12 protein-coding genes are annotated in these 13,787 nt (G+C 51.5%); 5 read left to right on the top strand and 7 right to left on the bottom strand.

Translation table 11 applies throughout. The features are described 5' to 3' along the window. The first annotated feature begins 442 nt into the window (after positions 1–442). The 4 genes from BM040_RS08140 (at position 443) to BM040_RS08125 (ending at position 5,184) form a co-directional block, all read left to right on the top strand. Positions 443–925 (top strand): ATP-dependent zinc protease family protein, encoded by a 483-nt coding sequence (locus BM040_RS08140; protein WP_092100001.1) that lies wholly within the window; start codon positions 443–445, stop codon positions 923–925. Positions 926–934: 9 nt separating this feature from the next. Next, on the top strand, positions 935–1,837 hold the full coding sequence (gene rimK / locus BM040_RS08135; RefSeq protein ID WP_092100000.1) for a 30S ribosomal protein S6--L-glutamate ligase: 903 nt from the start codon (positions 935–937) through the stop codon (positions 1,835–1,837). A gap of 1 nt (position 1,838) precedes the next feature. Beyond that, positions 1,839–2,780 carry a succinylglutamate desuccinylase/aspartoacylase family protein gene (locus BM040_RS08130; protein ID WP_092099999.1) on the top strand — a complete coding sequence of 314 codons (942 nt, stop codon included), beginning with the start codon at positions 1,839–1,841 and terminating at the stop codon, positions 2,778–2,780. Positions 2,781–3,714: 934 nt separating this feature from the next. Next, positions 3,715–5,184 (top strand): M60 family metallopeptidase, encoded by a 1,470-nt coding sequence (locus BM040_RS08125; RefSeq protein ID WP_217646733.1) that lies wholly within the window; start codon positions 3,715–3,717, stop codon positions 5,182–5,184. A gap of 200 nt (positions 5,185–5,384) precedes the next feature. Here the strand turns inward: BM040_RS08125 and BM040_RS08120 are convergent, their stop codons facing one another. Both BM040_RS08120 and BM040_RS08115 read right to left on the bottom strand, forming a co-directional pair. Continuing rightward, positions 5,385–5,621 carry a hypothetical protein gene (locus BM040_RS08120; RefSeq protein ID WP_092099997.1) on the bottom strand — a complete coding sequence of 79 codons (237 nt, stop codon included), beginning with the start codon at positions 5,619–5,621 and terminating at the stop codon, positions 5,385–5,387. A gap of 215 nt (positions 5,622–5,836) precedes the next feature. Continuing rightward, positions 5,837–6,337 (bottom strand): hypothetical protein, encoded by a 501-nt coding sequence (locus BM040_RS08115; RefSeq protein ID WP_092099996.1) that lies wholly within the window; start codon positions 6,335–6,337, stop codon positions 5,837–5,839. 253 nt (positions 6,338–6,590) lie between these two features. On the opposite strand from BM040_RS08115, the gene BM040_RS08110 reads away from it, so the two are divergent. After that, positions 6,591–7,265, top strand: a complete 675-nt coding sequence (locus BM040_RS08110) for a hypothetical protein (RefSeq protein WP_092099995.1) — start codon at positions 6,591–6,593, stop codon at positions 7,263–7,265. A 17-nt stretch (positions 7,266–7,282) separates the two neighbouring features. Here the strand turns inward: BM040_RS08110 and BM040_RS08105 are convergent, their stop codons facing one another. The 5 genes from BM040_RS08105 to BM040_RS08085 all read right to left on the bottom strand — a co-directional run bounded on the left by BM040_RS08105 (position 7,283) and on the right by BM040_RS08085 (position 13,726). After that, complete coding sequence (locus tag BM040_RS08105; protein WP_092099994.1) at positions 7,283–8,068, bottom strand: SAM-dependent methyltransferase; 786 nt, start codon at positions 8,066–8,068, stop codon at positions 7,283–7,285. A gap of 55 nt (positions 8,069–8,123) precedes the next feature. Continuing rightward, complete coding sequence (locus BM040_RS08100) at positions 8,124–8,795, bottom strand: oxidoreductase (protein ID WP_092099993.1); 672 nt, start codon at positions 8,793–8,795, stop codon at positions 8,124–8,126. A 12-nt stretch (positions 8,796–8,807) separates the two neighbouring features. Beyond that, positions 8,808–11,288: a DUF5916 domain-containing protein gene (locus BM040_RS08095; RefSeq protein ID WP_175491019.1), complete on the bottom strand. Its 2,481-nt coding sequence runs from the start codon at positions 11,286–11,288 to the stop codon at positions 8,808–8,810. 134 nt (positions 11,289–11,422) lie between these two features. Then, entirely contained in the window at positions 11,423–12,265 is an 843-nt protein-coding gene (locus tag BM040_RS08090) for a CvfB family protein (protein ID WP_092099991.1), read from the bottom strand. An 861-nt stretch (positions 12,266–13,126) separates the two neighbouring features. Further along, positions 13,127–13,726: a Dps family protein gene (locus BM040_RS08085; protein WP_092099990.1), complete on the bottom strand. Its 600-nt coding sequence runs from the start codon at positions 13,724–13,726 to the stop codon at positions 13,127–13,129. Positions 13,727–13,787: the final 61 nt, after the last annotated feature.

The following is a 13,787-nucleotide window of genomic DNA, read 5'->3' as shown; positions in this document are numbered from 1 at the left end:
AGGAGCAAAGGAAAAGCTCCCAGCGCCGAGCGGGAAAACGAGGCCTCCCGGCCTTGAGGGAGCCAAAGCTATTGATGAAACTTTAGGCAAGTGGGGCTGGAGGAGGAACGGCAGCTAGGAAGGATAGCTTGGTTCCAGTTGCAGGAAGCGGTGACTCGGAGAAGTATAAGCTGGCAAGTATGAAAGTAGAGCTAAAGTATAAGTATGGCTTTTCAAGCCAGTCGGGTTACAAACCCGACGCCATCATAAGGCACAAGTCTGAAGACTTGCGACATAAAACAGTTATAGGCACAAGGGGATGCTTGTGCCAGAGAAAGTATAAACCAGAGTATAAAGTATAAAACAGCAACATCCGTGAACCAAAAGCCTCGTTTTATACTTTGATTAAATTCACAAAGAGGTAGTGCATAATTGCTGATTATCGCCTTATCTTTAGCCGCTGATGAAGGAGAAAAAACTACACCAACCCAAGCCGGAGAAAAAGCTGATAGGGCGGCGCGAGCTGGTCTCTTTCCCGCTGCTCGACATCGAGGAAATAGAAGCCAAGGTGGACACCGGTGCGTTTACATCAGCCATCCACTGTTCCGACATACACGAAGAGGTGCGCCCGGACGGCACCAAGGTCATCGCCCTGGATTTGCTGGACCCCTCTCATCCACAGTATAACCACAAAAAGCTGGAGTTCACCTCCTACGAGCTGCGCGAAATAAAAAGCTCCATCGGAGAGAAGCAGGAGCGCTACGTTATCCGTACAACCATCAAACTCTTCGACGAGGAGATAGAGGCCGAGTTCTCGCTCTCAGACCGCAGCGACATGAAGTACCCGGTCCTCATCGGGCGAAAGCTGCTCCAGGGCCGCTTTATAGTCGACGTGGCTAAAAAGAACCTGGCCCACAAGTATAAAATCAAACACCAACAGAAATAAAAGCATTTTATGAAGATTGCTATTCTCTCCCGCAACCCCAAGCTGTACTCTACCCGTCGGCTGGTGGAGGCGGCAGAGCAGCGGGGGCACGAGGCCGTTGTTCTAGACCACCTGCGCTGCGACCTCGTGATTGAGCAGGGCGACCCGCACATTCTCTACAAAGGCGAACGCCTGACCGATGTGGATGCGATTATCCCGCGAATCGGGGCCTCCGTAACATTTTACGGCACGGCCGTGGTGCGCCAATTTGAGATGATGAAAGTGAAAAGCGCCGTAGACTCGCAGGCCATCGTGCGCTCGCGCGACAAGCTGCGCTCCATGCAGATACTCGGTCGCGCCGGGCTGGGGCTACCTAAAACTGCTTTTACCAATTACTCCAAAGAAACCTCGGAGCTGGTAAAAGAGGTAGGCGGCGCGCCGCTCGTGATAAAGCTGCTGGAAGGCACGCAGGGTTTGGGCGTCGTGCTGGCCGAAACCCGCAAGGCCGCCGAGTCGGTAATCGAGGCGTTCCATAACCTGAAGGCGCGCATTATTGTGCAGGAGTTTATCTCTGAGGCCGGAGGCGCCGACATCCGGGCCTTTGTGGTGAACGGCGAAGTGGTGGGGGCCATGAAGCGCCAGGGCAAGGAAGGCGAGTTCCGCTCTAACCTGCACCGCGGTGGTAAGGCCCAGCTCATCAAGCTGAGCCGGCAGGAGAAGGCCGCTGCGCTGTTAGCCGCCAAATCGCTGGGCCTGGGCATTGCCGGTGTGGACCTGCTGCAGTCCAAGCGTGGGCCACTCATCCTGGAGGTGAACTCCTCGCCGGGGCTGGAAGGCATCGAGAAAGCCACCCAAAAGGACATCGCCGGAAAAATAATAGAGTATGTGGAGGGCCTGACCAAGAAGAAGCCCAAGAAGAAAGTAAACGAGTAGCATGCCCGAAACAATCGTTATCAACGGTCGAAGTATAGACCGTGGTGAAAAAGTACTGACCAAACTGGTTATCAGCAAACTGCCCAGCGGCACTGTCATAGAGATTCCTGTTTACGTTTTCCGCTCGGTGCACGACGGGCCGGTGGTGCTTCTGATGGCAGGCATGCATGGCGATGAGGTGAACGGCACCGAGATTATCCGACGCATGATTTCCCGCAAAATGCTGTACCCGCTGAAAGGGACCATCATCGCCGTGCCTATCCTGAACATCTACGGCTTTTTGAACTTCTCCAGGGAGGTGCCCGACGGCAAGGACGTGAACCGCAGCTTCCCGGGTAACCGCGACGGCTCGCTGGCCAGCCGGGTGGCGCACCGCTTCATGAAGGAGGTAATGCCTTACATTGACTATGGCCTTGATTTCCATACCGGGGGCCGCAGCCGCGCCAACTACCCGCAGATACGCTGCGTGCTTAGCGACCACCGGAACGCCGAGTTGGCCAATGCCTTTGCCCCGCCCTTTGTGCTGAACGCGTCGTACCGGCAGGGGTCGCTAAGAAAAGAAGCAGGCAAACTGGGCAAATCCATTCTGGTGTACGAGACGGGCGAGAGCCTGCGCTTTGATGAGAAAGGTATCAACATGGGTATTGAGGGGACCTGCCGCCTGCTGCACCACTTGGGTATGATGGCCAGCTGCGTGGAGCCTTCCGAGACCACCAAATTATGTTTGAAGGATATGTGGCTACGGGCTAAGAACGCCGGCCTCTGGCGCACCTCCATCAGCATCGGTGACTATGTCAGGAAAGGCCAGCACATCGGCAGCATCACCGACCCTTACGGCGAAATGGAAGTACGCCTGAATTCCCCGGCCAGTGGGCACGTGGTGGGTCTCAACAACATGCCGGTGGTAAACCAAGGCGACGCGTTACTACACATCGCTTATTAGGTCATACTCCACAACATATTTAAAGGCCGAGGCTACAAATTTGTAGCCTCGGCCTTTTGTGTATAGGACTATTTTATTATATTAATCTTCTATTGATATTTAGAACCAGTGAGAACGCTATGAAATACAACTTTGACAATTTGAAAACAGCTTTATCGAGCTCAAAGAATAAACCTCCCTTACTTGTAATCGCAGCGGCTTTGGTTATCATTTTTTTGGCAGGTTTAACGGTAGGAAAGTCTATAGGTGAGTTAATTTACAATTTATCACACTAAAAGAAGCACGTAGATGAAGTTTGTAAAGGTTTGTGAGGGTAGTGAGAACAAGGTGTCTCTACCCATACTAGGAGCTGTGGCCTTTATCTTGTTTATGTACTTTGCGGGAGAGGCTGTAGGGCAGTTTCTATACTTTGCAACCCACTAATTGCGCGTAGGTACCAGCTAAAACAATCCTATACCTGTTGCCCCTAAACAGTTACGCGAAGGTTGTTCTACTTCTATTGTTAGCTTACTTCATTTTCAGGTTTGGGAAGAGTGTGGGCCAATTTCTGCATTACCTCATAAACTAAGTTACCGGCAATACTCAAGGATAAGGCAAAGCCCTTGTTGCTCTTTATTTTGACACTTAATAGTCTCAGGTCCGCTGGCTAAGCTGGCTGTCAGTATATTATGTGTTTGGCAAATAGCCCTTTAGCACCTCAGGAAAACAACGCTGCATAACTCAACCGATGCACATTATCGACTTCCCATGCCTATCTATATTTTATAGCTATATTAGCATATATTCTATAGTAGCGCATTAGCATGATAAGTGTTTCATTATGAAAAAATTATTATTGTTGTCTCTTTTTGTACTAGCGGTTTCGGCTTCCTTCGCCCAGTCAGCTGCCGAAAAGAGAGAAGTTTATGAACAGTTAAGCGTGTTCTCCAATCCTTTGGCGACACAACTAAAGAAAGGCGTAAAGCGCTCTGCAATCTTAAAAATCAAGAACGAGCAGATTCGGGCTGCCGCGCTGGAAATGCTGCACGGAAACTACGATAAGAAGTACCGCTACGCCACCTATGAGGCGTTTTTGTCGCCCCGTGAACTGGGTGAGCAGTTAACCATAGGCGATGGCTACAGCAAGTATGAAAATATAACGGGTATTTACCTGCCGCAAGGAAAGCACATTGTGCTGGCCGATGGCATAGAACAAGGCCGGAAAGTGGGCCTGATAGTTCCTAACTGGGAAAGGCGCGCACCGGACCCGGAAAAACCTACGGAAGATCCCAAAGGCTGGGGGATTGAGCGACAGTACTTTGACCTGCAGAACGGAGTTAATATCATAGAGGTTAAAGACTTCGGAGGACTGGCCTACATTGATTACTATTCCAAAGATCCTCAGAAAGAGAACCCCATTAAAGTACACTTCTTAAACGGGAAGGCCAATGGGTATTTCGACAGCCGGCAGCACACAGATGCAGACTGGGATAGGCTTATTGATAACGCCGTATACCCAATTCTGGATGCGAAGGGCAGGTATATTCAAATTGCGTACCCGGTAGAGGCGTTAAAGAAATACGCTTATGGTAAGGGCACAGTACTTCTAAACAACTACGACTCCCTGGTTTACCGGCAACACCGAATACTGGGGCTGGAAAAGTATAACCAGGTGCCCGACAACCGCATTTTGTCGCGCGTAAACTACAACTACTACATGTTCCGCGACGGAGACGGGGTGGCTTATATGGGTGATAAAAAAGGCTATGCCATGGGTATGGTGGTCGACCCTGCCAGTGTGATCAAGGGAGACCCCTGCTGGGGATTCAGCCATGAGATAGGGCATGTGCACCAGGTAAGGCCATTCTTAAACTGGGGAGGCCTGGGCGAGGTGAGCAATAATATCTTCGCCTTGTATGGCACCACTTCCTTTGGAAACAAAAGCCGCCTTTCGGAGCAGAAAAACTATGAGAAGGTACGGGAAAGTGTGTACGGAAAAGGAAAAAGCTATCTACAGGACGGAGACGTCTTCAATCGTCTGGTTCCCTTCTGGCAGTTGCAGCTATACTTTGACGGCCCGGGGGATAACCCCGATTTCTATCCCGATTTGTTTGAAGCATTCCGCAGGCAGGCAGCAAAAGCCCAGGAGGGCGGCAGAGGCGAAAGAGGTAATTTTATGGCACGCGGGCAAAACCCGGCTACACACCAACTCAACTTTATTAAAACAGCCTGCGAGGTAAGTGGAGTAGACTTAACAGAGTTTTTTGAAAACTACGGCTTCTTTTATGTAGGAGAGTTTGAGTTTGATGATTACGGCAAATACAAGTATGCCATGACAAAAGAAATGGCTGAGGCGTGCAAGCAGGAGATTGCTGCGATGAATTTGCCGAAACCCACGGTAGATATTTCCCTGTTAGAAGACTAACGCTTTGTGCACGAGTACACACTTATATCATAGTTTGCCCCTGAATGCCGCTGACAATCTTTTAGCAAAGTAGCTGATATATGTGCTTGAGCGTGGAAGTTGATAGCACGGGGAAAGTATAAGTCAGAAATATCTGCATAAACGAAAAGGCCCTGCTATACTTTAGCAGGGCCTTTTTGTTTATACTTTATAAACTGAGTTTATACCCATCTCTTTTTCTCGCTGAAGTGGTTGCAGCCAAACTGGGCACCGGTAATCATTTCAAACTGCTTGGGTTTGAGGTCGTTTGAGGCCTCGTGCACCAATGGCAGTACATAGGATGGTTCCAGTGCGTGCTGGCCTGTCAACTCATCGCATACTCCAAAGTCCTTGCTCTGAAGCTGCACTTTATTTTGGTCCTGCTCCCAGTGGGTACAGTTATTGCATATTGCTTCCATAGATTCGTCGTGTTGGTTTATAGTATAACTATACTTAGTAGGCGTGTGGGTGGTTGGCGCTTTACTATGGTTTGTGAGAAATTTAGAATAAGACTAAACAAGCAGGGGGGAAGCCTTTATAGGTATACAGTAGGGGAGGTAGGTATGTAAAAGCAAAAGGCCCCGCTAAAGTATAGCGGGGCCTTTTTTTATACTTTGAAAGTATGGCTTAACAATTAGAACACATAACGTACGTGCAGGGCAGTGTCCCAGAAACCGCCGCCGCTCGGGATGTTGATGTACGGCTTGATGTCGGCGCCGATGGTGAACGGAATATCGCGGATATAATACTCCAGACCCAGGACGCCGTCGATACCTACACCCAACACATCGTCGTCGTAATGCTTGTGGTAGTGCTTGTGGTGGCGGTCATAGTAGTGGCGGCCTTCCCAGAAGCCTATGTGGCCACCGATACCGTAGTACCACTGTAAGCCGGCAGCATTAAAGGCTGGGGCATGCTTCTCGTACAGTACGGTCAACACGGTGCCTCTATACTTAAAGCTGGTGCTCAGGATGCCCTCAATGGCAGCATCGCTCTTGATAAAGTGTTTTACGGTAAGGCCGGAAGCGGCGCCTCCTCTCAGGCCGATGCCTGTTGAGTAACTCTGTGCCTGTGCGCCGATAACGGCAAACAATACAAACATCAGAGCGAATGTTAGTTTCGTAATGGTTCTCATTTGCTAAAAGTTGAAAGATTTTCGCGTAGCAGGGGGTGCACACCTCCTGTCTGCCGCGAAATTACAACTTCTAACGAGTATAAAAACTGTTTTTGTATATGGGGATTACTTTTTGCTTTTGTGCAATTAGTAAAGTTGGCGGAAAACTGTGTGCTTCTTAGAATTATTAAAGTAATATACTTCTGAAACAGTATATTACTTTATCCTTTAAACAGAGGGATGCCCTATAGTTAGCTTCTGATTTTATACCCTGATGAAAACAAACATTCGATTCTTTCTACAGCTGACAAAGATGTCCTTTGGACTTTTGTTCCTATTAAACAGCTGCATCCCATCTACAAATTATACTTCTTCTGTCGGAGGTTGTCCTAAGGTTTTCAAATCAGGGGAGAAGATACTAATGGGAGAAGCGGCAGGCGTATCTCCTAACCAATCCTACGAATTTTACGAGCAGTTTGCAGAGCGAGTGAATAAAGCGGGCTTGATGCCATACTATGCTGTGGAGCAGGAGATGGACCTACGGGTGCACGGCATCAAGCCAAACGAGGCTATAGACTCAAGTAGCCTTGTCATATTGCAGCGCTTGGGTTACGACTACTATATCAAAGTAAATGTCGGAAACACAAGCTCAGGAACAGGTTATACTAGTGTAAGTGCTTCCGAGCAAAGGGAGTTGCAGACTGGTTATGGCACAAAGGCAGAAGACAAAACCAAAGCCTCAGTCGTTTTTGAACTCTATTCCACGAGTAAAAAACAACTTATCTATACATTGGCTGCCACAACTACAATGGAGGGAGTAACACTTCCAAGTAAAGAAACGGAAAACGGGTATCGGGGCAGTAAAAGTATAAACCTGTCCACCACCCCAATAACAGTCAAGAAAGCTTTTAATAAAGGTGTAGAAAAGCTTCTGCAAGCGTGTCAGTAACCCTGTTATAGTAACCGCTACTTTTTGCCCTCTGATTTGTAATCCTGCAGGTAAGCGGTTTGCTTGGTGCGGCGGCCAATCAGCTTAAAAAAGGAGATAAAGCCTTGTTGGTCAAGTTGAATGGCTTTGGCAAAAGCATCCTCCTCTTCGGAGTCTTCGAAATCTTTAATATAATGCTCCCGCACCAGCTCGGCCTCGTCCAGCTGCTGGGCCGCTTCGATTTGTACCAGTCCCGTCTTCTCCCAGAGCTTGCGCCACCAGTCGATGGTGTGGATAAAGTACCAGTAGCGCTGGTAGTCCTGGCGCAGGAAATCCGGCACCTGCTCCAGCGACTCCACCTCCCGGGTAAAGCACACGTCCACGATGGCGATGTAGCCGCCGGGTTTTACGAAGCGGGCAATGTAGGGCAGGTATTTCTCGTCGGTGCCAAAGTAAGTATAGGAGTCCACCACAATCACGGCGTCGAAGTATTCTTCGGCGAAGGGCAGGGCACGGGCGTCGGCCTCCAGCGGAATCACCCGGTCCTGACACTTCTCGTGGCAGATGCGCTGGTAGTTGTCGCTGGCCGAAACGGCCTCGTCCACGGCATACACCGTTACACCAAACTCCCGGGCCAGGAAGATGGAGCTGATGGCCTTGCCGCAGCCCAGGTCCAGTACGCGCATGCCCGGCTCCAGGTGAAGCGACTTGGTAAGGCTTTCGAGGTTAAAAAGCACGTTCTCGCCCATCGAGTGACGGCGCACCCAGTCAGGGTCGTAGCGCATCGCCTTCGGAAACACGTGTTGCAGTTGCTTGTTGGCCATAGGAAGTCAGAGAGTTTAGGAGTTAGAACGTTAGAAAGTTGAGAGAATCCACTAACTAACGTTCAGCAACCATACGGGCAATTTCGTTGGAGGGATGGATATACTTGCCCGTTTTTTCGGTTTTGGCGGCGGCCAGCATGGCGCGTGCCACGGTCTCACCTTCTATGGGTTTATACTTTTGTAGCGGGCCAATCAGCAGGCCGCTCAGCGGTTTCATCACCTTGCTGGCTAGTTCCTCTCCGGAGCGCTTTTCCTCGCGCTCACCCAGCAGCAGGGCAGGCCGGAAAATGTGGATGCTGTCGAACGGTTGCTGCTGCACATCGCGCTCCATCTCGCCTTTTACCTTGTTGTAGAAGAACATGGAGCTTGCATCTGCCCCCATCGCCGACACCACCAGAAACTGTCTGGCTCCCTTTCGGGCTGTAATTTCGGCCAGTTGGGTAACGTAGGTATGGTCTACCTTATAGAAATTCTCCTTCGAGCCCGCCTTCTTAATGGTAGTACCGAGGGTACAAAAGATATCGTCTGCCACCAGGTCAGCGGCATAGTCTTTCATTCGGTCAAAGTTGATTACCTGTTGGTCCAGCTTGGGGTGGATAAGGGGCAGTTCGTGGCGGCCAACAGAAATTACCTGGCTGTAGCGATCGGATTTGAGCAGCAGGGAGAGCAGGTGCCCGCCCACCAAACCGCTGCCTCCGGCTATCAGTGCAGTTCTTACTTTTTGCATAAGGTTTCAGGCTTATGCAGAGAGTACGTTCCTAAGGGAAACATAGTCTATAAAGTATAAAAGTTTAACCGAGAAATTGTTGTGCTGCGGTACGGCAAAGGTGTTGGAGAGATTGTCGAAGTAGCGCTTCTCCACCTTATGAGCCTGGTCCTCCACAAAGTTTTTCCACACCACCCGTAGTTCGCTGCCCGGTGCGAAGCGCCAGCTGTACACCAAATCCAAGGTAAAGGTGTTGTAGTTGATGTCGTTGATGCGTGACGTATACACCTCCTGCTCAGATGTGGTTGGCTGCAGCAGGCCCTGTTTTGTCAGTTCGAAAAACTCCTTGTAGGCGGCCCTGGACCAGTAGTGGCGCATGTTCAGGGTCAGGCCCGAGCGCTCGTTAAAAATATAGGCGCTGGTGATGGTGGTGCTCAGCGTGGTGCGGGTGCGGTCGCCGAACAGGATGTGCGTTTGCTGCTGGGTATCCTCATACTTGCTGGCGTAGCCGATGTTGCGTTTGTCTATACTATAACTGTTGCCGTTGATGATGGAGAACTTATCGTTTACACGGAAGCGCGGCGAGAAATTGAGCGACCAGCTGTTTTGGTCATAGCGGCGCGAAGCCCAGTAATTGGCGGTGGCATCATAGGCAAAACGCTTGCGGTAATCGGTGCTGTAACCAATATTGGTGTTAAAAGCCGGCGGCTGCACAAACACCTGCGGAAAAGTGCGTGCCTCGAAGTAGTCGTAGCGCTCGCCGGGGCGCACTGTTACGCCGCCCCACAAACTATTAAAGTTGCGGAAGCGCACACTGGAGCTGGCGCTCATATCCAGCGCAATAAATTTACCCGGGTCATAGAGCCTGCTGTGGGCCACGCTGATGCTGTTGTTCCACGACAAGAACTTCCAGACAGGTTGGTAGAAATTGTAGCTCACGCTGGCGCTGGTGCTTATCTCGTTGTTGTTGCTCAAAAAGCCCAGGTCGTTGATGTCGTAGGTGTCGGACTCCACGTTATGGTTGATGCCGTAGCGCAGGTTGCCGCTGATCTTGCTCAGGTTCAGGGAGTACTGGTGCCCCAGGCTTACCCCGTCATTGCCGTCTTTGCCATACAACTGGCTCAGGTTGCCGCCGGTGGTCAGGGCATACATGTTGCGCTTGTCGGCAAAGCGCATGCTCAGGCCGGTTACGTTAGCGTCGTAGAAGCCGCTGGCGCGGGTAACGTTGGTGTTGGTAAAGGTAACATAGGAGTTGCGCGGCAGGGTCTGGTCCAGCACAAACACGTTGTAGTTGGTAAAGGGATTGGTCAGCACCTGGCGCGTGTTGCCCAACGAGTCCTGCACGGTGGCGTGGGTGTTGCCGGTAATGGCGTTGAAGAGGCCAATGCCCAGCCCGCGGCGTGTCCTGCCCGATACTTTGGCCGCGTTGAGCAGTTGCGTTTCGCCCGGGTTGCGGGTGATTTCCTCTCCCTCCTGCAACTGATCTTGTACACGGCCATGCCCTACCGGGCGGGAGCCGATGCGGCGGGAGTAGAAGAGGCCGGCTTTGTTGAAGAGTTCTGTGCCCTCGGTAAAGAACTGGCGGTTCTCGTTATACTTCACCTCGAAAGGGCCCAGGTTGAGTACCTGGTCGTCGGAGCGGGTCTGGCCAAAGTCGGGGATTAGGGTTACGTCCAGGGTAAAGGCGTCGTTGATGCCATACTTCACGTCCATGCCGCCGTTCACGGAGTGGGTAAAGTCTTTGGCCTTGCGCTCGCTGTCGGGGCTGGCGTAGTGGTTTACGTAACCGGAAATGTAGGGCATAAATTGCAGCCGCACCGGCGACTTTACGCCCTCAATACCAATCACGCGGCCCGCCTGGTTAATCAGGCCGCTCACCGAGTTGTCTACGTGGCTCCAGTAGGACTTCTCGCGGTTGCGACGGATAACGCGCATGTAGTTCACGCCCCAGGTCTGCACCTCGGCTTCCGGAAAGCGGATGGCTCCGTAAGGTATGCGCATCTCTACCGTCCAGCCTTGCTCATGAGTGCGCACGCTGCTTTCCCACACGGCATCCCAGTTCCAGTCCTCGCGCCCTTGCGAGTGCTTGATGTCGGTCTGCACCCCGGCCGCTGATACCAGGAAAGCAAAGGCATTCTGCTTGTCGTTGTAAGTATCCAGGTACACGCCAAACAGGTCGGCGTTGTTCTCGCCGGAGTCGCGCTGGCCTAGCTGGGTAAGTATAGAGTCTGGGGCGGAGTCGTACAGCATGGCCCCAATGTAGATGGCTTCGTCGTCGTAGAGCATGTACACCTCCGTTTTCTGGGAAGAGGGCATGCCGTTGAGCGGGTCGTAGCGGTAGAAGTCACGGGCCGGGTTTACCTGCTGCCATACTTCCGGCTCCAGGTGGCCGTCCAACTTGGGGGCTGCCTGGGTGCGAATGACTTTAGAGGTTTTACTGGTTTTGGTCGATTCTGTGTCGGTGCCGTCATGTTTGCCGCTGTGCGCCTGTGCTCCTCCTACGCACAAGCCCATTACAAGCGTGAGAGGTAAAAGTTTAGTAAGCATACGTCATGGCCGCGCCCCGTCAGGGTGCGGTAGGTTTTAAAGTGAGATCGTCAGGTATAGTAAGTCGTATCGTAAACGTATGCGGGTAGCGGAGACGGGAATTAGCCCTTTCGCAGCCGTATACTGTCTGGTTCTATGGTAATCTGGCCGGCTTTGTAGAGGCCGCCGATGGCGCGCTTAAAGGTTTTCTTGCTCATGCCCAGCGTCTGGTAAATGTCTTCCGGCGAGCTGTTGTCTGAGATGGGCAACCAGCCGCTGCCTTGCTTCAGAAGGCGCAGAATCTTGTCAGCGGCCTCGTCTTTTTCCTCCTTCTGGTTCACGCCCGGCTTGCGCAGCGTCACGTCTATCTTGTTGTCGGGGCGGATGAGCTTAATGTAACCAGTAGCTTTATCGCCAATGCGCAGGTCCTGGAACACCTCATTTTTGTAGAGGATGCCCATGTACTCGCCGTTGATGAGGACCTTGAGGCCGATGTCGGTGAGGCCGGCCACCAGCAGTTGCACCTCGTCGCCTTCGCTTAACCTGATGTCCTCGTTGTGCAGGAACTTGCCAAGTTTGGAGGTGGCCACTACCCGGTCGGAGGTTTCATCCAGGTAAATGTAAACGCAGTACTTGCGGCCCACCTGCATCTTGTTTTTCTGGTTGTTCAGCGGCACGAGCAGGTCCTTCTCCAGGCCCCAATCCAGGAACGCGCCGAAAGGGGTAACATCGGTGCAGGTGAGGCAGGCGAATTCGTTTATGGTAGCGTAGGGCTCCAGGGTAGTGGCAATCATGCGGTCCTCGGAGTCGCGGTACACAAACACGCGCAGTTTGTCGCCTACCTTCGCGCCTTCCGGCACATACTTGCCCGGCAGCAGAATGTCGCCATCCTCCGAGGTAAGGTACACGCCAAAATCTACTTCACGCGCTATTACGAGCTCATTATAATTACCAAGGTCTACCATGTTTTCTGATTACGGGGTTTGTGGTGCAGGGGCTGCACTCTCCTCACAAATCTACTAAAAAGCAGGCGCGGCTGAAAGTTGTAACAGGAGATAATTAGGTATTTAGTATAAAGTATGTTTCTGCTTTGTGAAAGTATAAGATGATGCCTGCATAATGTAAGAAGGGTAGTAATTCTCTCCTCTGGCGCGCTCGTCCGCTTGTACCCTTTTATACTTACCTGTTTATACTTCCTATAACCACCGCTTACTTCCACTGGAACCAAGCTATTCTTTCAAACCACCGCTGTTCCTCTAGTTCCCACAAACCTATCTTTCCATAGCTGACTTTCTGCCCTCCTAGGCCGGGAGGCCTCGCCTTCGGGCATCGCGCTGTCCACATTTCCTGCCCTCGTACCTCGGGCTGCCTGCGGCACCGGAAATCTAGAAGGCGCTCAACCCAAAGGCTGGGAATCAATTTGATAGCCACGGCTGACGGAGCTTCGGCCAAAGTCCCCCTTTGAAGAGGGCAGGGGGATGTTAATCGTTAGCAGTTGTAATTCTCCTCCTGGGAAGGGTTGGGGTGGGTTTACAGATGTAGGGACAGGTCGCGACCTGTCCACGCGAGAACAGCAACTATAAAACTTATACCCCAGCCAAAGTAAAAACAGATTCCCCTCCTTAGACTACCGAGAACGGGAGTTCGAAGGTAGCGAGCGTAGCTCTGAGGGGCAGGGGTGGTTGGACCCGGTACTGTAAAAGTTGCTCCGCGTGATTTTAGGAAAGGGCTGAGGAGGGATGAATGAAATACATGAACTGTAATAAAGTATAACCCCCGGTAACTCTCGCCACCGGGGTTTATACTTTATACTTGCTCGGGCTGCGTTATGCCTTCGCTTTTTTCTTGGCTTTTGATCTCGATTCCGCCTCGCCGTCCTCCATAATATCCTCTGGCCTGGCAATCAGGCCGATGGATAGGCCGTCTTCGCCCAGAAAGTGCTCGATGTGGTGGCAGCGGTCTTCGGTTTTCAGCAGAATACCTTCTAGCAGGGATTTGGTAGCAAAGTCCTCCATCTCAAACGCCTTTTTAATCGACTTGCGCAGTTCTATGGCTATCGTCTTCTCGTCGTCCATGTCCTTATTGAGCATCTCACGGATACGGAACTCACCTTCCTCCTCGTGCTCCAGGTAGGCAATCTTCAGCTGGTTGGCCGGGTGACAGGTAGGGCAGTAGCCCATCACGGTCAGGCGTTCGGCAATGGCGTCGTACTGCTCGTGTATCTCGTTGTAGTGCTCCTCAAAAAACAGGTGCAGGTCGCGGAACTGCGGACCTTCTACCAGCCAGTGGTGCTTGTGGTATTGGTGGTATAGCACGATAAAGGAAGCCAGGTGGCGGTCCAACTCTTTGGCCATGGCCGTAGCCGTTTCCTTCGACAGTCCTACCGGATTTCCTTCATATTCATTCTTCTCTCTTACCTTTTTCATAGTATGTTATGTGTATTTCAATTTAAGGGTACCTGCCTATAAACAGGTAAAAGCGAGAAAA

Origin of the sequence: Pontibacter chinhatensis, from assembly GCF_900113285.1 — a bacterium.
Classification (GTDB): domain Bacteria; phylum Bacteroidota; class Bacteroidia; order Cytophagales; family Hymenobacteraceae; genus Pontibacter; species Pontibacter chinhatensis.
The sequence above is the reverse complement of the archived record's forward strand: the minus strand, read 5'-3'. Positions and strand labels throughout refer to the sequence as shown.

What these genes read in the sequence shown, in the direction of transcription:
- BM040_RS08095 (WP_175491019.1), bottom strand. Translation starts at nt 11,288, where the DNA reads ATGGGCTTGTGCGTAGGAGGAGCACAGGCGCACAGCGGCAAACATGAC.
- BM040_RS08130 (WP_092099999.1), top strand. Translation starts at nt 1,839, where the DNA reads ATGCCCGAAACAATCGTTATCAACGGTCGAAGTATAGACCGTGGTGAA.
- BM040_RS08140 (WP_092100001.1), top strand. Translation starts at nt 443, where the DNA reads ATGAAGGAGAAAAAACTACACCAACCCAAGCCGGAGAAAAAGCTGATA.
- BM040_RS08105 (WP_092099994.1), bottom strand. Translation starts at nt 8,068, where the DNA reads ATGGCCAACAAGCAACTGCAACACGTGTTTCCGAAGGCGATGCGCTAC.
- BM040_RS08115 (WP_092099996.1), bottom strand. Translation starts at nt 6,337, where the DNA reads ATGAGAACCATTACGAAACTAACATTCGCTCTGATGTTTGTATTGTTT.
- BM040_RS08120 (WP_092099997.1), bottom strand. Translation starts at nt 5,621, where the DNA reads ATGGAAGCAATATGCAATAACTGTACCCACTGGGAGCAGGACCAAAAT.
- rimK (WP_092100000.1), top strand. Translation starts at nt 935, where the DNA reads ATGAAGATTGCTATTCTCTCCCGCAACCCCAAGCTGTACTCTACCCGT.
- BM040_RS08085 (WP_092099990.1), bottom strand. Translation starts at nt 13,726, where the DNA reads ATGAAAAAGGTAAGAGAGAAGAATGAATATGAAGGAAATCCGGTAGGA.
- BM040_RS08090 (WP_092099991.1), bottom strand. Translation starts at nt 12,265, where the DNA reads ATGGTAGACCTTGGTAATTATAATGAGCTCGTAATAGCGCGTGAAGTA.
- BM040_RS08100 (WP_092099993.1), bottom strand. Translation starts at nt 8,795, where the DNA reads ATGCAAAAAGTAAGAACTGCACTGATAGCCGGAGGCAGCGGTTTGGTG.
- BM040_RS08110 (WP_092099995.1), top strand. Translation starts at nt 6,591, where the DNA reads ATGAAAACAAACATTCGATTCTTTCTACAGCTGACAAAGATGTCCTTT.